The organism is Ochrobactrum sp. P6BSIII (genome assembly GCF_014138065.1).
GTDB lineage: Bacteria > Pseudomonadota > Alphaproteobacteria > Rhizobiales > Rhizobiaceae > Brucella.
The window spans coordinates 330,565-351,805 of sequence record NZ_JACGXB010000003.1 but is presented as its reverse complement, the minus strand read 5'-3'; the positions used below and the strand labels follow the sequence as shown (position 1 = coordinate 351,805).

Genomic DNA, 21,241 nt, shown 5'->3' with positions numbered 1-21,241 from the left:
ATTGCCGGAAAAGGAAACAACGCATGCCTGCGACACTTATCATCCCCGGTTTCAAGGGATCGGAAGCAGGCCACTGGCAGCGCCAATGGTTGCATGACGATCCGTCAGCATTACTGGTTGAACAGGACGACTGGCATTATCCAGTGCTATCTGACTGGATGCATGCGCTCGAAGCAAAACTGGCCGAAAATCCCGGTGCGGTTCTGGTTGCCCATAGCCTCGGCTGTGTGCTGGTTGCTCATCTGGCAAGCCGTCCGGCTGCCGCACATGTTGCAGGCGCGCTTCTCGTTGCCCCTGCCGATGCGGAAACCATGGCCTCCAGAGATAGCCGTTTTCAGAGCTTCGCCCCACTGCCGCGCCATGAGCTGGGTTTCCCATCCATCGTCGTCGCCAGCCGTAACGACGAATATATGCGCTTTGCCAAGGCAGAGGCTCTGGCGAATGTCTGGGGCTCGGGCTTTGTCGATATCGGCCATGCCGGTCACATCAATGTCGCAAGCGGTTTCAGCCGCTGGCCGGAAGGCGTCATTCTCGCCTCATCCCTGCAAAGGGAGCCGCAAAAGGCAATCCTCCCCTCCCAGGCTGCACAACTGGCAGCCTGATCATTTTAACGCCGTGTGACCTTCCAGGCGCACGGCGTTAAACGTGCTGCTTGCGTTCCAGCAGGAATTTCAGCACCAGCGTCAGAAGAGCAATCAATGCGAGTGTGGAAGCCGCAGCGAAGGCTCCGGCGACATTATAGTCGTTGAACAGAAGCTCCACCTGCAACGGCAAGGTGTTCGTCTTGCCACGAATGGCCCCGGACACGACAGACGTGGCACCGAATTCACCCATCACGCGGGCATTACACAAAACGGCACCGTAAAGCAGCGCCCATTTGATATTGGGCAGCGTGACATAGAAGAATGTCTGCCAGCCATTGGCGCCGAGCGTCATCGCCGCTTCTTCTTCATCGCTGCCTTGCACTTCCATCAACGGGATCAATTCGCGTGCGACGAAGGGCGACGTGACGAACAGGCTGACCAGAAAAATCGCCGGGACCGTGAACATGATCTTGAGGTCATAGCTTTCGAGCAGCGGCCCGAGCAGGCCCTGCGAGCCATAGAGGAAGAGATAGGTCACGCCCGCCACAATTGGTGAGATCGAGAAGGGAATCTCGACAAAGGTAATCAGCAGCCTGCGCCCCGGAAAACGAAACTTCGTCACAAGCCACGCGACACAGACGCCAAACGCCATATTGATCGGCACGACCACGATTGCGACCAGCACCGTCAGCCAGATCGCATGCAGCGTATCGGGCTTGAGGATTTCGCCAAAGAACGCGCCCACGCCCTTGCTGAATGCATAGGTGAAGATGATCGCCAGCGGCACACCGATGCACAAAACCGACAGGACGGCGGCGAGCCAGATCAACAGGCTGCGAACCGGCCCCGGCGCGTTGCGTGCCAGATTAGCGCTCTGCATAACGAAGCTGCCTTGCCTGAATGAGATTGGTGATAAGCAGCATCAGAAATGCTGCGACCAGCATGACGAAGGCCAGCGCTGCTGCGGCTGGATAATCATATTCGTCAAGCCGAATGAAAATCAGAAGCGATGTCACTTCTGTCTCGAATGGAAGATTGCCGGAAATGAAAACAATGGAGCCGAACTCGCCGAGGCTGCGTGCAAAGGACAGCGATGCGCCCGCGAGAAAGGCCGGGAAGATCGTCGGCCAGACGATATAGGCGAAAATCTGCCAGGGCTTCGCGCCGAGGCTGCGCGCGGCCTCTTCCACATCAGCATTCATATCTTCCAGCACGGGCTGTACCGTGCGGATGACGAAGGGAATGCTGGTAAAAGCCATGGCGATGGAAATGCCGAGCGGCGCATAGGCGACCTTGATGCCGAGCGGTTCCAGAAACTGGCCGAACCAGCCGTTCTGCGCAAAGACCGTCACCAGTGCGAGACCCGCAATGGCCGTGGGCAGCGCGAAAGGCAGGTCGACGGCAGCATCCATCAGGCGCTTGCCGGGAAACTCATACCGCGCCAGCACCCATGCCAACAGCAGGCCAAACAGACCGTTGAATACGGTCGCAAGTGCAGCCGTGCCGAGCGTGATGCGATAGGTGGCCAGTGCACGGTCAGAGGTGACGATGGACCAGAAGTCGCTCCAGCCGAGGCTCGCTGTTTTCATGATCATGGCGAGCAATGGCAAAGCCACGATGACCGTCATATAAAACAAGGTACTGCCGAGGGTCAAACCGAACCCCGGCAGTACCGAATTGCGTTTCATGCTGAGAAGCGACACTGAATTATTCCATATAACGGCAGGAGCGCGCGTCGCCGCACGCTCCTGTGTACCAGCTTAATTACCGCTTACTTCTTGGTGAAGAGCTGATCAAGTACGCCGCCTTCGGCAAAATGCTCTTTCTGCAACTTGTCCCAGCCGCCGAACACATCCTCAACCGTCACGAGACGCACATCCGGATAGATATCCTTGTGCTTTTCGATGACCGCCTTGTCATGCACGCGGTTGAAGTTCTGAGCGAGAATCTCCTGACCTTCCGGTGCATAAAGATAGTTCAGATAGGCTTCAGCGATCTTGCGCGAGCCACGCTTGTCCACGACCTTGTCGACGACCGTGACCGGGAATTCGGCAAGCAAGCTGACCTGCGGAACGACGACGTCATATTTGTCTGCGCCCAGTTGCTTCTGCGTGCCACGGGTTTCGGCCTCGAAAGTGACCAGCACGTCGCCGATACCGCGTTCCGCAAAGGTGGTCGTTGCGCCGCGACCGCCGGTGTCGAAGACCGGCACATTCTTGAAGATCTTGCCGACAAATTCGCGCACCTTGGCGTCGTCGTTATTAAACGCTTCCTTCGCATAGGCCGTCGCCGCCAGATAGGTATAGCGCGCATTGCCCGAGGTCTTCGGATTCGGGAAGACAACCTTCACATCGTCGCGGGCGAGATCATCCCAGTTCTTGATATTCTTCGGGTTGCCAGCGCGCACCAGAAATGCCGGGAAGGAATAATAAGGCGACGAATTGTTCGGCAGACGCTTCTGCCAGTCAGCCGGGATCAGATTGCCCTTGTCGTGCAGAACCTGCACGTCGGTCACCTGATTGAAGGTCACCACATCGGCTTCAAGACCTTCGAGAATTGAGCGGGCCTGTTTGGAAGAACCGGCATGCGACTGGTTGACGGTCAGCTCTTCGCCGGTCTTCGCCTTCCAGTCCGCGATGAACGCCTTGTTGACCTGCTCGTAGAGTTCCCGAGCGATATCATAGGAAACGTTCAGGATTTCCTTCGGCTCTTCAGCCTTAACTGGTGCTGCACCCAGTCCGAGCGCCACAGCCGCATAGAGAAAAATTTTCCGCATTAGACACATCCCCACCGCCCTGCACCTGCAAAGCGTTCATACAGACGATTGAACTTGGAAAGAAAACCTATCGAATGATGGTTCAAAATCAACCTAAATCATTGATTTAAATGATTAAACTACTTTCGAGCAACTCCTTGGAACATGCGCCCAAGCGGCATATGCGAGGTAGAAAAATATTCCCTAAAACATCCGCAATCAGAAATGAGAAAACAAAAAGGCCGGAGACTTTCGCCTCCGGCCCTGATTTTTTTCTGCGTAAAACCTTACCAGAAACCGCGATGCTGCCAGCACCACAGAAAATTATGCTCACTTCGCTCAAGCCGGCTGCGTCGACGCGCTGCGATTTCCTCAGCGCTCAGTTTCATTTCCCGCCAAGGCTGCGCCAAAAACGCGGGAATGCCCAAGAAGGCGTTTTTCAGTCCGGTGGTCAGCACCTGCAAGTTTCGCATCAAACCAGGCCTCCTGTCCGCGTTATCGCGTCCCCATCTCTACATCGTCGCCCTCAAAGCACGTCCTGTTTTCAGACACGCTTTCGCCGCAACAATGAACGATGTGTTAATTTTGAAGGCTTCTACGCAGAAGTCAATAACCTACTCATTTTATCGGAGTTAACAGGATGAAATATTTTGCGAGCGACAGGCCGCCGCCCGCAAAATCATACCGCTTTAGACCTCGTAGTCGTTGACGGGCTTGATATGGACCTTGTCCACATTGCGCCCCTTCATAGCGTCAATCCTGAACTCGAAGCCGTCCGCAGTGAAGCTCTCGCCTCCTAACGGCAGGTGGCCAAGATGCCAGAGCACATAACCGGCCAGCGTCGTATAGCGATCGCTATCATCGACCAGATCGCGCTCCAGCAGACCACTCAGGCGACGAATATCGACAAAGCCATCGACGATATAACCGCCCTGCCCGTCCGATTCGGCGACAGATGCTTCTTCGTCCTCATCAGGGAATTCGCCAGCGATGGCTTCAAGAACGTCCGTCGTCGTGACAACGCCTTCGAATGAGCCGTGCTCATCGACCACGACAGCGAGCTGGACCGGCGAAACACGCAGTTGTTCCATCACACGCAGCACATTGGCGCTTTCATGCACAACGAGCGGCTGCTTGACGACCTGATCCCAGTTGATGGACTTTTTGTCGGTCATGTCGAGCAACAGATCGCGGACCGAAGCCACGCCGACAAACTCATCGACCTGACGGCGGGCAACCACAACACGCGAATGCGAGAGCTTGCGAATCGCTTCGTGCAATTCCTCTTCGCTTTCATCGATATCGAGCCACTCGACTTCATTGCGCGGCGACATGATCGAGCGTACCGGGCGATCCGCCAGATCCAGAACACCGCGGATCATTTCCTTTTCTTCAGGAAGGAAGACGTCATTGGCGGCGGTCTGCTGCGCAATCACGTCAACCGTATCTGAAAGCGGGTTCTCGCCACGCCCGCCGCCGAGCAGGCGCAGAACCGCGCCTGCCGTCCGCTCGCGCAGATCGTTGGTCGTGACCAGCTTCTCACGATTGCGCCGCGACATCTGATTGGCCGCTTCGATAAGCACCGAGAAGCCGATAGCCGCGTAGAGATAGCCCTTCGGAATATGGAAGCCAAAGCCTTCCACCACGAGGCTGAAACCGATCATCATCAGGAAGCCAAGGCAGAGGATAACCACCGTCGGATGCTTGTTGACGAAATCCATCAGTGGCTTGGAAGCCAGCATCATGACGCCGATTGCGATAATGACGGCGATCATCATCACGGGCAGGTGCTGAACCATACCGACAGCCGTAATCACGCTATCGAGCGAGAAAACCGCGTCAAGGACGACAATCTGGACAATGACCTGCCAGAACACCGCATGGACCACGCGAGAGCTTTTCGCACCATGCGCGCCTTCCAGGCGTTCATGCAGTTCCATCGTGCCCTTGGCCAGCAGGAACAGACCGCCGATCAGCATGATGATATCGCGTCCGGAGAACGACATATCCATCACTTCGATCAAAGGTTCGCGCAGCGTCACGATCCATGAGATCGAGGCAAGCAGGACAAGGCGCATGAGAAGCGCAAGGGCAAGACCGATGACGCGTGCGCGGTTACGCTGATGCGGCGGCAGCTTATCGGCCAGAATGGCGATAAAGACGAGATTGTCGATGCCGAGAACAATCTCAAGCACCACCAATGTCACCAAACCTATCCAGGCATTGGGGTCGGCAATCCAGTCCATGGACCAGTCCATGATATGTCGGCTCCTTTAAAGCACATCCCGGAAGACTATTTCCGGGAGAGATGTGAGAATAAACAGAAGCTTAGAGCGCCGTCTTGAATCACAATGACAGCACCCCAAGCGGGTCAGAAAGAACGGAATTCAGAAAAGCCGGTGCAAACACTTTCAGGCCGGAACGCGAAATTGCGATCCAGCCGAAAAAATCCACAGGCGGCGGAGACAGGCTTTAAGCCTATGAAGCGACAGGTTCCCGCGAGGGAACCGGTACTTCGGTAAGACGAATCGTCAGAACTGTCGTCGGGCATTAAGCGCGATGAACCTTTTGTAGGGCGCTGTATCGGCGTTATCGCCGACCTCGGGCACCAATTGCTATACGAAACATACGATTGTTGTTCGCAATATATTCAGCAGGCTGACAGGCACAATCATACGACCAATTGCCAGCGTTGCCTTATTATGCAGACGATCACCGATCAGGCAAGTGCGTCCGCCTTATTCCCTTATTCGGCGGGCGACACCTGTACGCGCCGCGATTTACGCTCACGGCGCGGGGGGCGCGCCTTGAAGAAGCGAACACCGATAACGGTGAAGATCAGCGTCAGCACTGTGATGCCGATGGCGAACCAGAACATGTGATCGCTATCCATCTTGGCGAAAATGCCTGCGCCACGCCCGGCGAGCCAGCCAGGAAGGAACATCAGGGGAGCCCAAACCAGCGCGGACAGCACGTTTGCGGTCTGGAAGCGTGTCTGGTCCATCGACATCATACCGGCGACCATCGGCACCGTGCAGCGCACTGGCCCGAAAAAACGACCGAGGAAGACGGCGGAAAAGCCATAGCGGCGGAACAGCAGGCGCGCACGCGCCACGCCGCTGCGATGCTTGTTCAGCGGCCATTTGTGAATAATGTTGCGGCCCAGCCACCAGCCGAGGAAATAGGAGATGATATCGCCAATCACCGCGCCGATGATGGCGCCGATGATGACAGGCAGCGGCTCAATGATGCCGGCGCCGACAAGGCCGCCAATGGCAATCATGATCGGGGTGGCAGGAATGAACATTCCGATGATCGCGAGAGATTCGCCGAAGGCAATGACACCAACAATAGGCCCGGCCCATACCCGATGATCGGAAATGAAATGCCCGAGATTGCTGATAATGCTTTCCATGCTTTCCTCAAATGCCGCGAACCGGATCTTGAAGCGATTTACCCGCCTCGGTTTTCTCTGCAAAGGCTATCCGGTGCATGACGCGCCTTGCTCGGATTATAATGTCAAATGATCAGCACGGGTTTGTGATCAAGATTTGATTACCCGGTGATCAAGACATTTATATGCTCTAACTTCTCAGACAAGCATCAAAAAATGATGACATGGCTGCGACATTTGAAGCGTGAACCTACGCCCCGAAGCCGTAACCTGCTTCGCCTCCCACACGGACATATCCGCAAGTACGAATCCAGTATTGCGCGAATATGGAGTCGGCCATGCGCGCTTACAACGTTCGAAGCGCAAAAAAATGAATCAAATCAAGAATCTTTTGCATTCGATTCTTCGGGATTCGCTGGCGCAATCACAACTTTTGCGAACACGGGAACGAAATTCCCGACAAAGATGCAAAGCCGGATTTCTCAAAACCCAGCGTTTCCGGGGTTTTGAACAAAGATGCAAGTTTTTTTCGAAAAATTTCGATTGGAGGGTAGACAGCTGGAAAATCGACCGGTATACACCCGCTCACTTCACCGGGGCCGCTGCCTCGGCAAAGCGAGTGGGTGATTAGCTCAGTTGGTAGAGCAGCTGACTCTTAATCAGCGGGTCGTAGGTTCGATCCCTACATCACCCACCATTTTCTCTTCTGAAAACAAACGCTTCCGCTGATTGACCCCGTAGAAAACGGGGCCGAAGTGATCGCAAGATCGCAACGAAAATTCCCCTTCCCTTTCCCGCCTGAACATCACCGCACATCCAATCTGCGCGCTTGAATACGCGCGTCGTTGCACCGGGCGCTGCCGCGATTCTCGGATTTGCAGGATTGCCCTGTCACCCACACAGCGCCAGGGTCAGCCACACCACCTCTACGGTCACATTACAAATTCATTACATATAATTAATTGGCATATTCATATGAGGTTCATCTAAAAAGAAACACATTACTGGCACGCCAATTGACGGCGCCCCTGTAAAGAGTAATGGAGTCAAACAACCATGAAATATAGAACCGCAATTCTCGCTGTAATCGCATCGACAATGCTTGCTGGACCTGTATTGGCACAGGAAAGCAGCAGTGCGAATACACCAAAGCCGGCAACGGAAGCGGCTGCTACACAGGATAATGACGTCAAGACCAAGCGCGGACCAATTGATCTAGAGAAGTTCTCCCGTATGGAAGAGCTGAAAGCTGCCGACACCAATGGTGACGGCGTCCTGTCTCGCGACGAGATTGAAGCTCTGGCGCTCAAGCGTATCGTGAAGCGCGAGGCCGATCGTCTGGAACGTCGTCTCGACGTCAAGGGTGACGGCAAGATCACCCTGTCGAACATCGAAAACCAGCGCAAGAAGGAATTCGCCGCGCTGGACCGAAACGATGACGGTGTGCTCGACCGCAGGGAAATGCGCGCCGCCCATATGGGCCGTCACGGCATGGGCCCACACCATGGCCGTCATGGCATGGGACAGCACCACAAGGGTGGCGACCATAAGGGTCCTCATCACGCAATGAAGGACCAGAAAGAAAAGCCTCAGGAATAACGCCTGAAACAAAAGCCCGGTCTCGCGACCGGGCTTTTTATTGGTTTGTTCTGGACAATCAGGGGCGGATTACGCCCTTCTTGAGAATGATATTGCCATAAAGCCGCCGCTCGCCGGTACGGATCACGGCAAATGCTCCCGAAGCCCGTTCATAGAACGCAAAACGCTCCAGCGGATCAACAGCAATCTCGCGTCCCTCCGCTACGGAGATAATTGCTTCAAACTCGCCATACATGGCTGGCGTCTCGGTTCGCGCTTTCATAACCGCAGCAGGCTTGTCGACAAAATCATCGAGCGGCAGAACCGACAAGACCGCTTCGGTCATGGCCGTCGCACTGATGCCCGGAAAATCCAGCACTGGCACGCCTGAAGCTTGCGCCGGGTAGTTTGCATCCACGATCACGAGATCATCGCCATGCCCCATATCTGTGAGAATGGAGAGGAGCGAGCCGGTCAGCAAAGGGTTGATGTTTTTCAGCATAGTGTCTGATTCCAGATTTGAGGCATCTTCGATACGAAAACCTATTCAAACGACAGCCCATATGCAAACGCCGGCTGCGATGCAGCCGGCGTTTGTCTCATTCATAATCGAAAGATGGCTTACTCGGCCTTGGCTTCAATATTCACCTTGTCCAGCAGCGACAGAGGGTCCTGAGACGCAGAGATCATCTCCAGCGCGCCGATGCCCTTCTCTGCCTTCGACGTGACCGTCAGCTCGAAAATATTCGGCTTGGCCAGGAAGGTGGAGAATGCGGTTACCGCGTCCTGAAGCTTCGGCTGATCCGTTGCCAGTTCTTGCAGGAAGGCGGCGGCGATCATGGAGAAGGTGCTGCGCACTTCATCTTCCGTCATGTCGTTTTCTTCCGCATAAAGCTTGAGCGCCTTGGCGATCAGACCCTTCTCTTCAACCTTCACCTTTACTTCTCGCGCTTTGAGGCCAAGAGCGGCAACCTGCGTCATCACCTTGTCGCCCGAGAAGAACTCCTTGGTGAAACCGCCCATCAGGCCATTGACCGAAACGCTGCCCATATCCTTGCCACTGACAGAAATATCCGAAATGACGAGGTTCTGGTTCGGTTCATCCCAGTTCATCGCCACATTGGACGAGATCGTCACCTTGTCATAGCCAAGCTTGCGCAGTTGGTCGTAAATCTCGTCGTTGCCCGATTGCGGCACCGGAAGCGTCATGTCCTCATAGGTAACGCGAATATCGGTCGGAATACCGTTCTGCGGCTTGTTGAGCGCGACTTCGTAATTCTTCAAAGAGAACTTGATGCGCTCTGGAACCGCCGGAGCCTTGGCTTCCTCAGCAGGTTCTGGCTGTGCTTCTTCACCTTCGGTCGCAGGTTCTTCAGTGGAATCCTGCGGAGCACCCGCAATATCGACTCCCTGATCATCCGTAGCGACTGCGGCATCATCGCCAGTCGCATCGCCCGCTGCATCGACGGTTTCCTGATCGCCCGCGTCGTCTGTGGTTTCGTCGTTGCCGGTCACTTCATTGACGACTTCCGGCTCATAAGGCAGATCAGCGTCAACGCCCGCAATGCGCATGGTGCCAAATTCAGGCAGCAGCGTTGTAAAGGGGAAGTTCTCTGCTTCTTCATCGCTGAGCACGGCGAGCTTCTTCAGAGCTTCGGCGGTCGGAGCCCAGGAAAAGCCCTGCATGGAAGCTTCATCGACCTTCACGTGATCCGTGCCGTCACCGATATTGATACCCTTGACGGTAGCGTCAACCTTGCTGTGATCGAAGGCAATCGAGATCTGCGCGATATCGCCCTTGCCCTTGGTGGTGTCGGAAGGTTCGATCTTGAGGCCGAGCAACTCCATGTCGCCCTTGCCGATCGTATCGACAATCGACAGCAGGCGCAGGAAGAATTCACGCTGTTCGGCGGGCGTCAGATCTTCCGGGTTCTTGACCGCCTCAATCTGTTGAACCATGTCCAGCAGCGGCTCGGCAGGCATGCGCATGCTGAAGCCATTGCTGCGAATTTCGTCATAGCTGAAGTTCACTTCACGGCTCTTCATGACGATATTCTTGGCCGAGAACGGACCATAGACCGGCTTGGCGTCCTTATCGTCCGGTCCGACTTTATCCGTATAGAGACGGGCCAGATAAACGGCGTCGATGTCTTTGCCTTCGGTCAGGCCCATCGAGCCCTGCATCTGGTCACGGACTGGCTCGCCTTCTTCCTTCGGTACTTCAAACGCAAATTCAAACGTCGTGCCTGCAGCGGAAAAGCGGGCGACCTGACCTTGCTTGATGTCCTCGAGCTTCACGTCCTTGTAGGAGACTTTCTGCTCGTTGCCCGCAATGGTCTGAACCAGATTGATTTCCGGTGCAACGACGCTCTTGGCCGAGAAGCGGCCGACGCGCTCAGGCACGGTCAGCTGGCTGTTGCCAAAGGTTTCGCGCAATGTCGAAATATCGAAATTCGCATCGTCGATCTTCACATGGGGAATGGAGATCTTGTAATTGGCGACTTGCGTGTTGATGTCGGATGCATCGAGCATACCTGTCAGGAACAGGAACTTCGGACGACCTTCAATCGAGCCGATGCGCACTTCAGAACCGTTCTTGAGCGGCATCGTCACATCGCGCAGATGGATGCGTCCGAAGAAATCGGCTTCAACCGAAGCGGCCTTGCCACCGCGCTTTTCCAGTTGTGACGTGATGGTGTTCTGAAGCGTGATCTTGTATCCGGTCAGACCAGCGGCAGCTATCGCGATGACCGCAACGGCTGCCCAAAGCGCCTTGCGTCCACCCTTGCCGGTCCCGTTCTTTGCCTGCTCCACGATATTCGTCCTTTCAGCGCAATTGAAACGGTAGTTATGTCAGCCGTGGTCGCCTTCGGATCATACAACCAAACGAAAAGTCGTGGTTTGCAGAAACACGGCTAAAACAACGGTTTAGAGCATCGTCTAACTACCTGTAATTGTGCGCGCAAGCAGGAACGACAGTTGTTGCCTGTTTTTTTGGCATACCCCCAATTAAATGCGTAGTTTTTTAGTAGATCGCGCTAGAAACGCCACAGTAATTCACATCAGAGCGGCGCTTGCGGGTGCGGCGAACCATCATAAGCGCCCCAGATCGACTGGTCGAAATTGACGATAGCTCCGGTCATCAGCCCCGATTCTTCCGAAGCAAGAAACGCAATTGCACGCGCAACTTCCGCGGGGTCGATCAAGCGCCCAAAGGGTTGTGCCTTGGCGGCGTCATCGAGCCAGTTGGTGGGCGCACCATGAAACTCGCGCTGAATACGGTCTTCGCCGTCCGACGCCATCCAGCCGATATTCAGGCAGTTGACGCGGATGCGATTGCGCAGGACCGAATAGGCAACGTTGCGGGTCAGCGTGTCGACTGCGCCCTTGGACGCACAATAAGCCGCGATGAACGGCTGGCCGCCCATCGATGACATGGAGGATATGTTGACGATAGCCCCCTCCACCGCGTCGCGACGGAAAAGCTTGATCGCTTCCTGAATGAGAAAGAAAGGCGCTCTGGTGTTCACAGCAAACAGCCGGTCGAAAAGTTCTGGCGAGGTATCGAGAATAGTTCCTCGGTCGGTCAGACCGGCCGCGTTGACCAGAATATCGAGACGCCCGAATGCACGGTCGGCTTCGGCGATGATCTTTCTGCAATCCTCGACTTTCTCCAGATCGGCCTGAACGAAAACCGCGCGCGTGCCAGTTTTCTCAAGCAGATCGACCTGCGCCCGCCCCTTTTCTGCCGAGCGTCCGCAAATCACCAGACCGGCTGCACCTCGCTCGGCAAACAGCTTTGCTGTGGCCGCACCCAATCCTTGCGTGCTGCCGGTGATGACAGCAACCTTGCCTTTCAACTGCTCGCTCATCGCAAACTCCGAGATCTGATCAAACTCTGCCGCCCAATTCGGCTGACAGGTCGGACAATTCCTGACCGCCAGCCATCAGGCTTTGCAATTCATCCATATCGACTTCGCTCTTGGTGCGGGTGCCCAATGTCACACCGCGATTGAGCACGGTGAACTTGTCGCCCACCGCATGGGCATGGCGGACATTGTGGGTGATGAAAATCACGCCCAACCCTCTAGCGCGCACCTGATTGATGTATTTGAGCACCATCGCGGTCTGGCGGACACCAAGCGCGGAAGTCGGCTCGTCGAGGATCAATATTTTCGCCCCGAAATAAACCGCACGGGCAATCGCCACGCATTGCCGCTCGCCACCGGACAGCGTGCCGACGGCCTGCTGCGGATCGCGCACATCGATGCCGATCCGGCGCATTTCCTCGCGGGTTACGTCTTCGGCGAACTGTGTGTCGAACCAGCGCAGCGGCCCTATCCCCTTGGTCGGTTCGCGACCCAGAAAGAAGTTCCGCATCACCGACATGAGAGGGATCATCGCCAGATCCTGATAGACCGTCGCGATACCATGGTCGAGCGCATCGCGCGGGCTGTTGAACACAACCTGTTTGCCCTCGACAAAGAAGTCACCGCTCGTCGGTTTATGCACACCGGACAAGGTCTTGATGAGTGTCGATTTACCCGCGCCATTATCGCCGAGCAGGCAATGGACCTGCCCGGGTTCGACGCTCAGCGAAACGCCATTCAGTGCAATAACCGGCCCGAAATGTTTGACAAGATTACGGATTTCAATCGTCGGCGTTATCGTTGTCATTGTCATGGCAACCTCCCGGCTCAGCGCTCGCCCGTGGCGCGCTTGCGAATGAAATTATTGAAGAGAACGGCGATCAGCAGCATTCCGCCGAGGAAGACGAGATACCAGTCCTGATCAATCTGCGTATAAGTCAGGCCGATCAGCACCATGCCGAAAATGATGGCGCCAAAGAATGCACCGATGGCCGAGCCGTAACCGCCCGTCAGCAGGCACCCGCCGATGACAGCCGCGATGATGGCTTCAAACTCTTTCTGGAAGCCGCGCCGCGCATCGGTCGATCCGGCATCAAGCACGGTAAGAATGGCGACCAGCGCTGCGGCCATGGCCGTGCACATGAAGAGCGTGGTCTTGACGCGGCGAACCGGAACGCCGGAATTGCGCGCCGCCAGAGCATCGCCACCTGCCGCAAAAATCCAGTTGCCGAAGCGGGTGCGCACCAGAACATAGGTGGCGATCAGCGCCACACCGGCGAACCATAATACCTCGACCGGAACGCCTTTTACGGTTGGTTCGCCATTCGGAAATTTGGCAATCAGGTCATGCTCAGCCATCCAGGCGAACAATCCCTGAAAAGCATCGCCCGAAAACAAACCGGCAATCATGCTGTTGCCGACAGCTTCCTTGACGCCGCGAAGCTGCGTTGCGCCGCCGGTTGCCCATTTGAGACCAACCAACGACAGGCCGCGCAGGATAAACAGAAAAGCCAGCGTCACGATGAAGGACGGCAACCCGGTCCTGATGACGATCTGGGCATTGATCACGCCGACCAGAGCGGCAAAAACAAGTGTGAGAATAATCGCCACCACAAGCGGCACCTGCCAGACGACGAGTGCTGCGGCAAAAATCAAGCCCGCGAACGCCACCATCGAGCCGATGGAAAGATCAAACTCTCCACCGATCATCAAAAGCGCGGCTGCAACCGCGAGAATGCCCAGCTGCGATGCAGGTGCCATGAAATTCATGATGCCCGCAGCCGTGAACATTGCCGGATTGGCCGTGGTCAGGAAGAAAGCCGTGATGAGAATCAGCCCGGAAACGGCGCCAAGTTCAGGTCGGCTCAAGAGCCGCTGGATCGGGCTTGCCGTTTTCAGCCGTTCGTCTCGTTGCTCCGCAATCGTCGCGGGCTTCGGTTCGGACATTGGTTCACTCATGATTTTCTCCTGAAGCCGTCTCGCAGCTGCTCCATGCGCAGCCGTCGAGCTTCGGGTGCAACCACCCGTTCCCGCCCATCGCAATGGGCGGGTCAAATATCAGTTCTGAAAGTAGTTTTACCTGATGCCCTTGGCAGACAACTCTACAACCTGCTTGGCCTTGTCCTTGGTAATCAGGTTTGGACCGGAAGGCACATTGCCGCCGGGCATCAGGCCGTATTTGGCATTGAGGGCAAGGAACGAGACCGGCAGATAGCCTTGCAGGAACTGCTGCTGGTCGATGGCAAAGTCTGCCTTGCCGTTCTCGACTGCCTCAAGGAAACCCGGAGACATATCGAAGGTTGCGACGTGGATACCGCTGCGTCCGCTTTCGCCAGCCGCCTTCACCGCAGGTTCACCGGCAAGCGTGGCATTGAGTGTCAGGATCGTATCAATCGTCGTATCCGAAGCGAGCGCTGCACGCACCTTGGCTTCGTTTTCAGCAGGATCGGTCGAGGTCGGCAGAACGGTCACGTCACCGAAGCCTTCCTTGAAACCGGCGCAACGCTGATCAAGCGAGACATTGCCCACTTCCTGATTGACGCAGATTCCCTTCTTGCCGCCAGCCTTTTTCAAGGCTTCACCGGCAGCTTTGCCCGCATCGGCCTCATCCTGACCGACATGCAGCAGTGCACCGAGCTTTTTGGAAGCATCGGAACCGGAATTCATCGAGATAACCGGAATACCCGCCGCGACAGCACGCTGGATCGACGGTCCGAGCGCATCTGCATCCGGGATCGATACGACAATGCCCTGCGGCTTCTGGTTGATGGCCGCATCGATAAGCTGCGCCATCTGCACCATGTCGAAGGTTTCCGGCGCACGATAGTCAACCTTGGCGCCCGTATCCTTGGCAGCTTCCGCCACACCATTCTTCACGACGGACCAGAACGGATCCGATGCCTGACCATGGCTGACGACAACAATGTTGATGTCAGCGGCATGCGCAGCAAATGACGCTGCCATGAGGGCCACGCCAGCAACTGCCGATTTCAACAGAGATTTCATGTTCACTCCTCCCATTGCCCGACGCTCCCCGCCGGTTTTCTCGATTTTCGGCCTCGCCGGTATTCTTACGGTGACTTCCTCCAAGCCATGACCCGCAATGCAAACCGACTTCGGCTACTCAATAGAATGAAACAATCATTAGAAAATTCTCGTGGAATTATAATTCCATTTCTGCTAGCTCATGTCAATCGCATAAGCTCTCGCTAAAAGGCATATTTTCCGGCTGGATTATGTTTGTTGCGGGTGTGGCTTTGCCAGCATGTACAATGTCAGCGCTTGGGAGGAAGGCATGGCAGTCGTTACAGGTCTGATCGGGTCCGGCTTTATGGGCAAGACCCATGCGCTGGCACTTGCCAACGTTAATCGCATCTTCGATCTGCCCGTGCAGGTCGAGCTGCACACCCTGGCCGATATTGATGAAACAACGGCGCAGAAAGCTGCAAAACATCTGGGCTTTGCCCAAGCGACCGGCAACTGGCGTGACCTGATCGCTGATCCGGCAATCAACCTCATCGATATCACCACGCCCAACCGTTTTCACAAGGAAATGGCCTTGGCGGCGATTGATGCGGGCAAGCATGTCTATTGCGAAAAACCTCTCGCCCCCAGCGCCGCCGAGTGCCTGGAGATGACGCTTGCGGCAGAAAAAAACGGCATCCAGACAGCCGTTGGATTTAATTATCTCAAGAACCCGATGATCCGGCTGGCGAAAGACATTATAGACAGCGGTGAAATTGGAGAGGTTCGGAACTTTCGCGGTATCCACGCGGAAGATTTCATGGCCGATGCGCGCATCCCATGGACGTGGCGGCTGGACCCGGCAGGCGGTGGCGGCGCTCTTGCCGACATTGGCAGCCATATCATCGCCGCCGCGCGCTATCTGGTCGGGCCGATTGCCGAAGTCATGGGCAAGACGGTCACTGCTATCCGCGAGCGCCCGGACAGTGCCAATCCTTCACAAAGCAAGCCGGTTGAAGTGGATGATGTCTGTCACGCCATGGTCAGTTTTGCCAATGGGGCAACCGGGACACTGGAAGCGAGCTGGATCGCCAGCGGGCGCAAAATGCAGCACGACTTTGAAATTTCCGGCTCGAAAGGTGCGATTTTCTTCTCGCAGGAGCGTTTCAACGAGCTGGACCTGTTTCTCTATGCCGACAAAAAGGGCCAGCAGGGCTTCCGCAAGATTTTCGCTGGGCCTGACCACGAACCCTATGGTTCGTTCTGCGTGGCGGCTGGGCACCAGATCGGGTTCAACGACCTCAAGACTATCGAAGTGCGTGACTTCCTGCTGGCCATTGCGGGTCACAATACCGGCCATGCCGATTTTCGCGAAGGCTATGAAGTGCAAAAGACGCTGGAAACGATCTACGCCTCAGCGCGGGAACGCCAGTGGCGCAGAGTTTAGAGCGCGTTTCGATCTGATTAGATCAGATCGGCGCTCTAATCCTTTGTTTTAACGCGCATCTTTTCCGAAAACCGTTTCACACTTTTCGGGATGCGCTTTAGGCGCGGGATTTCGGCTGCACGATGAACTGGCCGTCGAGATGCAGGATATGCGCCTCAATCCCATAGATCTGCCGTAGTCGCTCCGGGGTCAGCACATCCTGCGGCGGGCCACCCGCCGCAAGACGCCCGTTATCGAGAATGATCAGCCGCGTGCAATATTGTGCCGCGAGGCTCAGCTCATGCAGTGACGCGATCACCGTCCGGCCTTCATGCGCAAGCGCTGCAAAATTTTCCATCAAGGCCAACTGATGTGACGGATCAAGCCCGGCGACCGGTTCATCGGCAAGGATGACCGGCGTATCCTGAGCCAGAACGCGCGCGATCAGCACTCGCGCCAGCTCACCGCCGGAAAGCGCATTGGCTGGACGCTCGCCGAAAGCCTCAACATCCATGCGCTGCATTGCCGAGCGGATCAGCCCTTCATCACCAGCGTCCAGTGAAGCAAAGCTTGGTTTCAGCGCAGAACGCCCCAATGACACCAGCATATGGGAGGAAACGGGCCAGGCCACATCGCGCTCCTGCGGCAGATAGGCAATAGCCCGGGCTTTGTCGCGCGCATTGAGACTGCCTATCGCTCGGCCATCCAGCAAAACTGCGCCATCCGCCCGGACAAGGCCGAGCATTGCCTTCAGAAGCGTGGTTTTGCCCGCTCCATTGGGACCTATCAGGCCGATGAATTCGCCCGGACCCGCATCGAAGCCAACCCGATCCAGTACGGTTTTCCCACCCAGCGACACGCTGATATTTTGGACCGAGAGCGCCGTCATACGAGTTGCCTGCGATATTTGAACACCAGCCACAGGAAGAATGGCGCGCCGATCAAGGCCGTCACGACGCCAAGCTTCAGTTCCCGTCCCGGCAAGGCGACGCGCACCAACACATCGGCAGCAAGCAGCAAAGCAGCACCGCCCAAGCTGCTCGCGACAAGCAGCCGCGACGGTCGTGCGCCGACCAGCGGTCGCAGCAAATGCGGCACGACAAGGCCAACGAACCCGATAGCACCTGCCACCGCTGTTGACGCGCCGACACAAAGTGCTGTGCCGAGAACGGCCAAAAGCTGCACACGCGCCAAACTGACGCCCATGCTTGCGGCAGCATCGGCACCGAGCGTCAGACTATCAAGCGCCCGCCCGAGCGACAAAAGCATGATCCAGCCAACGAGGATAAACGGGACGACCAGCATCACGTGGGTCATCGAACGGTCCGCCAGTGAACCGAGCATCCAGAACACGATTTCCATGGCCGCGAAGGGATTGGGCGACAGGTTCAGCGCTAGAGCAGTCAGCGCGCCGGCAAGGCTGGTCACGGCCACACCAGCCAGAATGACCGCCAGCGTTCCGGCGTTGCGCCCAGCCAGAAGCTTGACGAGAAAAACCGACGCGAATGCACCGCCCAGCGCCAGCAACGGCAAGGCCAAGGGAAACAGCAAAGACAGCCCCGTATAAATAGCGATGACGGCGCCAAACGAAGCCGAAGCGCTAACGCCGAGCAATCCCGGTTCTGCCAGCGGATTGCGCAGATAGCCCTGAAGTGCCGCCCCTGACAGGCCGAGCGATGCCCCGATCAGAAGCGCCAGCAAGGCGCGTGGCAGACGGATTTCGCGCATGACCAGCACGATGGCATCGCCCTCGCCGCTGAACAGCGCCCGGAGACTGTCGCTCATACTGATATTGGCTGGCCCGGTCAGCAGTGACCATGCGAAGAGTACCGCAACCAGCAAGGCGAGGCCGACAAGCAAAAGCACGAAACGAGCACTGTCAGTCACGCGCCGCCTCGCCAAGTTTAGCCACCGCTTCAACACTGAACGGCCCGCCGCAAACAGTCAGATTATCAGGAAGCATCATTGCTTTCGCCTCGCGTTCTATTGCGCGCAACGCCGGGTGCTGGAAATTCTGGAAAGCCAGCGCCGGTGAGCGCTCATTCGCACTGAGGATCAGCATATCCGGCTTTTCCATCACCAGCATTTCCAGAGGCAGCGCCGCAGGACCGTTCACGCCAGCCCGGTCGGCAATATTGTCCAGCCCTGCAAGCTTGACCGCCTCGTCAATCAGCGTACCGCGTCCGGAGGTGTAACTATTCGCGAAATAGAGCGCGACAGTCTTGCGATGTTGCGGCTTTTCAATAGCCGCAAGCCCTGCCCGCATGGAGGCGATCTGCGCATCCGCCTGCTCTTCGCGCCCCAGCAATGTGCCCATGCGCTGCAGATGTGTTTCGATATCGTCAAAGGAGCGGGCGGGCGCGAACTGTTCCACGCGCAGACCAAGCCGGCGCAGGAGATCGACCGTTACCTGCGATGAAAATGTGCCCGCCAGCACCAGATCCGGTTTCATGAGGAAAATCTCTTCCGCCTGCGCATGATTGACCGGCAGTTGCGCCGCCTGCCCGGCCAGCACGGAAAGCTGCGGATCACGCGACAGATGAGAAACCGACTGCAACTGGCCCGGAGCGGCCAGAAGCATCGCCAACTGATCGGTGCAAACATTGATCGACACCACGCGCTGCGGTGGTGCAGCCTCGGCAGATGAAAGAGCGACCGAAACCGTGGCTGCCAGCGCCAGAAGCCAGTTTCTGCCAAGGATCGTCGCTCTCGTCATCCGTCGAAAAAACCTCAGAAATTGCGCGTCAGGCCGATATTAAAGGTACGGCCCGGCGCAATATAGCCGGAGGTTGTCTGGTAGTCCTTGTCAAAGATGTTTTCGACCGAAAACTTGAGCTTGGACTGCTTGTCGATGGCATAGAGCGCTATGAAATCGGCGGTCACATAGCTGCCAAGCTTCTGCGTATTCGCGGCATCGGCATAGCGCGAGCCGCCATAAAAGACACGGCCCGTCAGGTCGAGCCCTTCGAACGGCGTATAGTTCACCTCGGCGGTCGCCTTGAAGCGTTCGCGATAGGCAAGATCGGTATCGTTTTCTTCATCAATGGGGCGCTTGAAATCCAGCACCCCCTTCACACTCCACTGGTCATTGAAGCGATGGGCCAGTGTCGCCTCAAAGCCCGTGATCTGCGCACGCGCTACATTATAGGGCAGATAGGAAGGCGCTGTGCTCATGATCGCGTCGCGCAATTCGTTGCGATAAAGCGCGAGATCGAGGCTGGTCGCTGCCGAAATCTGCCAGTTCAGCCCCACTTCATAGGAGCGCGACTTTTCCGGCTCCAGATCGGGATTGGCGAAGCCCGGATAATAAAGCTCGTTGAATGTCGGTGCACGAAAGCCGGTCGCATAAGAGGACCGCACGACTAGATCAGGAACAATCTCATAGCTCGCGCCGATATTATAAGTTGTAACGTCGCCGAATTGCTGGTTGTGGTCGTAACGCACGCCGCCATCTACGCGCAGTGCTTCATATTCCAGAGAATATTGTCCGAACACCGCCGCGAGATTGCGCCCCGTCTCATCATAGTCGACGGTGGAATCGATGGTCTCGCGATAGGCTTCGACGCCGCCGGTGACAACGTGCTTTGCCTTCCCCGTCTCGAAACTCTTCTCCGTGGAAGCGAAGACGCCGTAGCGCTTGGTTTCATAGCGGTCCGAACCGGGCACGCCCTTACGGAAATTGCGGCTACTGTCGATGCCGCTGCTCAATTCAATTGTCGAAGACCAGTCATCCGTATGATCGATCCGCGTGCCGACTTTTCCCGTGAACGCCGTGCTGTAAGCCTCATTGGCGTAGGGAGCCGTGGCGTCATACTGATTGCGGCCCCGGCTCAGAAGCCCGTCCGCATAGAGCCTCCCCCAGTCGAAGTCTTTTCCGAGCGAGAAGTTGAACGAGCCTTGCAGGAAGCCGTCCCGATCCGGCTCGTGCCCAAACGTATCAGGGCTGGTGAAATCATAGCCTTGAGTGCCGGTTATCGCCGCGCCAAAGGCATAATCAACACCCGCAGCGCTTTGTCCCTGTATCGAGCCGGATGCATAGCCGCCCCAGGGGTGGGTGACGCCCGTGGTCAGGCTGCCGCACCATGAGCGCTCGCCACAGGCTCCGCCTTGCTTGGTGATGATGTTAATGACGCCGCCCATGGCATCCGCGCCATATTGGGCAGAATGTCCACCCTTGGCGATCTCGATGCGCTCGATGGAGGTCAGCGGAATATTTGCCAGCGCTGTTGTCCCGTCGGTTGCCGAGGCCGAGCGTACACCGTTGACCAGCACAACCGTTTGCGTGGACGACATGCCACGCAGATAAATGTCGGATTTGGACCCCTGCCCGCCATTCGTTTTGATCGAAACGCCGCTATAGGTTTTCAGCAGCGATTGCAGATCGGATGCTGCCGAGCGCTCGATTTCGGCCTTGTCGATAACCGTCACCGAAGATGTGGAGCGTTGCAGCGAAGTCGCGCGGCGAAGCGGCGTGACGACAATCGTGTCAAGAACCACGCCTGCGCTGGCATCATCCGTGGCGCTGATAGTTTGAGCCGAAGCCTCGAAGGGGTTTACAGCCGCAAAAGCCGCAGCCAGTAAAATCGATAATCTTGAAATATGCACCTGTATCTTCTCCTGCAAGGCAGCGTCGCCTGACCGCAGGTCGAAGAAATGAGGGAAACCCCGTCT

Annotated in this window: 19 protein-coding genes and 1 tRNA gene; 4 read left to right on the top strand and 16 right to left on the bottom strand. The window is 56.5% G+C overall.

The window, feature by feature from the left end; translation table 11 throughout:
• The first annotated feature begins 23 nt into the window (after nucleotides 1–23).
• Nucleotides 24–602, top strand: coding sequence for an alpha/beta hydrolase (locus FHW00_RS05970; protein WP_078339335.1), 579 nt, complete (start codon nucleotides 24–26; stop codon nucleotides 600–602).
• Between the two features lie 37 nt (nucleotides 603–639).
• Here FHW00_RS05970 and cysW read toward each other — a convergent pair whose 3' ends face one another.
• The 6 genes from cysW to FHW00_RS05940 all read right to left on the bottom strand — a co-directional run bounded on the left by cysW (nucleotide 640) and on the right by FHW00_RS05940 (nucleotide 6,754).
• The gene (cysW, locus tag FHW00_RS05965; protein WP_078339336.1) at nucleotides 640–1,464 is read right to left on the bottom strand and encodes a sulfate ABC transporter permease subunit CysW; all 825 of its coding nucleotides are present in this window, start codon (nucleotides 1,462–1,464) and stop codon (nucleotides 640–642) included.
• The gene (cysT, locus tag FHW00_RS05960) at nucleotides 1,451–2,272 is read right to left on the bottom strand and encodes a sulfate ABC transporter permease subunit CysT (protein WP_078339422.1); all 822 of its coding nucleotides are present in this window, start codon (nucleotides 2,270–2,272) and stop codon (nucleotides 1,451–1,453) included. The genes cysW and cysT overlap by 14 nt, the downstream gene beginning before the upstream one ends.
• 83 nt (nucleotides 2,273–2,355) lie before the next feature.
• Nucleotides 2,356–3,360 carry a sulfate ABC transporter substrate-binding protein gene (locus tag FHW00_RS05955; RefSeq protein ID WP_078339337.1) on the bottom strand — a complete coding sequence of 335 codons (1,005 nt, stop codon included), beginning with the start codon at nucleotides 3,358–3,360 and terminating at the stop codon, nucleotides 2,356–2,358.
• 266 nt (nucleotides 3,361–3,626) lie between these two features.
• Nucleotides 3,627–3,812, bottom strand: a complete 186-nt coding sequence (locus tag FHW00_RS05950; protein ID WP_078339338.1) for a hypothetical protein — start codon at nucleotides 3,810–3,812, stop codon at nucleotides 3,627–3,629.
• A gap of 216 nt (nucleotides 3,813–4,028) precedes the next feature.
• The gene (locus FHW00_RS05945; protein WP_078339339.1) at nucleotides 4,029–5,597 is read right to left on the bottom strand and encodes a TerC family protein; all 1,569 of its coding nucleotides are present in this window, start codon (nucleotides 5,595–5,597) and stop codon (nucleotides 4,029–4,031) included.
• Between the two features lie 488 nt (nucleotides 5,598–6,085).
• Complete coding sequence (locus FHW00_RS05940; protein WP_078339340.1) at nucleotides 6,086–6,754, bottom strand: DedA family protein; 669 nt, start codon at nucleotides 6,752–6,754, stop codon at nucleotides 6,086–6,088.
• 600 nt (nucleotides 6,755–7,354) lie between these two features.
• Between FHW00_RS05940 and FHW00_RS05935 the strand changes: the two genes are divergently transcribed.
• Nucleotides 7,355–7,430: transfer RNA gene (locus FHW00_RS05935), tRNA-Lys, on the top strand.
• Nucleotides 7,431–7,789: 359 nt separating this feature from the next.
• Nucleotides 7,790–8,332: an EF-hand domain-containing protein gene (locus FHW00_RS05930; RefSeq protein WP_078339341.1), complete on the top strand. Its 543-nt coding sequence runs from the start codon at nucleotides 7,790–7,792 to the stop codon at nucleotides 8,330–8,332.
• Between the two features lie 58 nt (nucleotides 8,333–8,390).
• Here FHW00_RS05930 and FHW00_RS05925 read toward each other — a convergent pair whose 3' ends face one another.
• From FHW00_RS05925 to FHW00_RS05900, 6 genes are all read right to left on the bottom strand, one after another.
• Nucleotides 8,391–8,813, bottom strand: a complete 423-nt coding sequence (locus tag FHW00_RS05925) for an RbsD/FucU family protein (protein ID WP_078339342.1) — start codon at nucleotides 8,811–8,813, stop codon at nucleotides 8,391–8,393.
• Between the two features lie 119 nt (nucleotides 8,814–8,932).
• Nucleotides 8,933–11,125 (bottom strand): hypothetical protein, encoded by a 2,193-nt coding sequence (locus tag FHW00_RS24505; RefSeq protein ID WP_078339343.1) that lies wholly within the window; start codon nucleotides 11,123–11,125, stop codon nucleotides 8,933–8,935.
• Between the two features lie 248 nt (nucleotides 11,126–11,373).
• Complete coding sequence (locus FHW00_RS05915; protein WP_078339344.1) at nucleotides 11,374–12,183, bottom strand: SDR family oxidoreductase; 810 nt, start codon at nucleotides 12,181–12,183, stop codon at nucleotides 11,374–11,376.
• Between the two features lie 19 nt (nucleotides 12,184–12,202).
• Nucleotides 12,203–12,988: an ATP-binding cassette domain-containing protein gene (locus FHW00_RS05910; RefSeq protein WP_176168333.1), complete on the bottom strand. Its 786-nt coding sequence runs from the start codon at nucleotides 12,986–12,988 to the stop codon at nucleotides 12,203–12,205.
• A 20-nt stretch (nucleotides 12,989–13,008) separates the two neighbouring features.
• Nucleotides 13,009–14,139, bottom strand: coding sequence for an ABC transporter permease (locus tag FHW00_RS05905; RefSeq protein WP_078339346.1), 1,131 nt, complete (start codon nucleotides 14,137–14,139; stop codon nucleotides 13,009–13,011).
• A gap of 117 nt (nucleotides 14,140–14,256) precedes the next feature.
• On the bottom strand, nucleotides 14,257–15,186 hold the full coding sequence (locus FHW00_RS05900) for a sugar ABC transporter substrate-binding protein (RefSeq protein WP_078339347.1): 930 nt from the start codon (nucleotides 15,184–15,186) through the stop codon (nucleotides 14,257–14,259).
• Between the two features lie 289 nt (nucleotides 15,187–15,475).
• Between FHW00_RS05900 and FHW00_RS05895 the strand changes: the two genes are divergently transcribed.
• On the top strand, nucleotides 15,476–16,591 hold the full coding sequence (locus FHW00_RS05895) for a Gfo/Idh/MocA family protein (RefSeq protein ID WP_078339348.1): 1,116 nt from the start codon (nucleotides 15,476–15,478) through the stop codon (nucleotides 16,589–16,591).
• 97 nt (nucleotides 16,592–16,688) lie between these two features.
• Here FHW00_RS05895 and FHW00_RS05890 read toward each other — a convergent pair whose 3' ends face one another.
• Genes FHW00_RS05890 through FHW00_RS05875 form a run of 4 tightly spaced genes read right to left on the bottom strand, consistent with a single transcriptional unit; the run spans nucleotide 16,689 to nucleotide 21,175 of the window.
• Nucleotides 16,689–17,459 (bottom strand): ABC transporter ATP-binding protein, encoded by a 771-nt coding sequence (locus tag FHW00_RS05890; protein WP_078339349.1) that lies wholly within the window; start codon nucleotides 17,457–17,459, stop codon nucleotides 16,689–16,691.
• The gene (locus FHW00_RS05885) at nucleotides 17,456–18,457 is read right to left on the bottom strand and encodes a FecCD family ABC transporter permease (RefSeq protein ID WP_078339350.1); all 1,002 of its coding nucleotides are present in this window, start codon (nucleotides 18,455–18,457) and stop codon (nucleotides 17,456–17,458) included. Before FHW00_RS05885 ends, FHW00_RS05890 begins: the two co-directional genes overlap by 4 nt.
• Nucleotides 18,450–19,286: an ABC transporter substrate-binding protein gene (locus FHW00_RS05880; RefSeq protein WP_078339351.1), complete on the bottom strand. Its 837-nt coding sequence runs from the start codon at nucleotides 19,284–19,286 to the stop codon at nucleotides 18,450–18,452. Before FHW00_RS05880 ends, FHW00_RS05885 begins: the two co-directional genes overlap by 8 nt.
• Before the next feature lie 14 nt (nucleotides 19,287–19,300).
• Entirely contained in the window at nucleotides 19,301–21,175 is a 1,875-nt protein-coding gene (locus FHW00_RS05875) for a TonB-dependent receptor domain-containing protein (protein WP_078339352.1), read from the bottom strand.
• Between the last annotated feature and the right edge of the window lie 66 nt (nucleotides 21,176–21,241).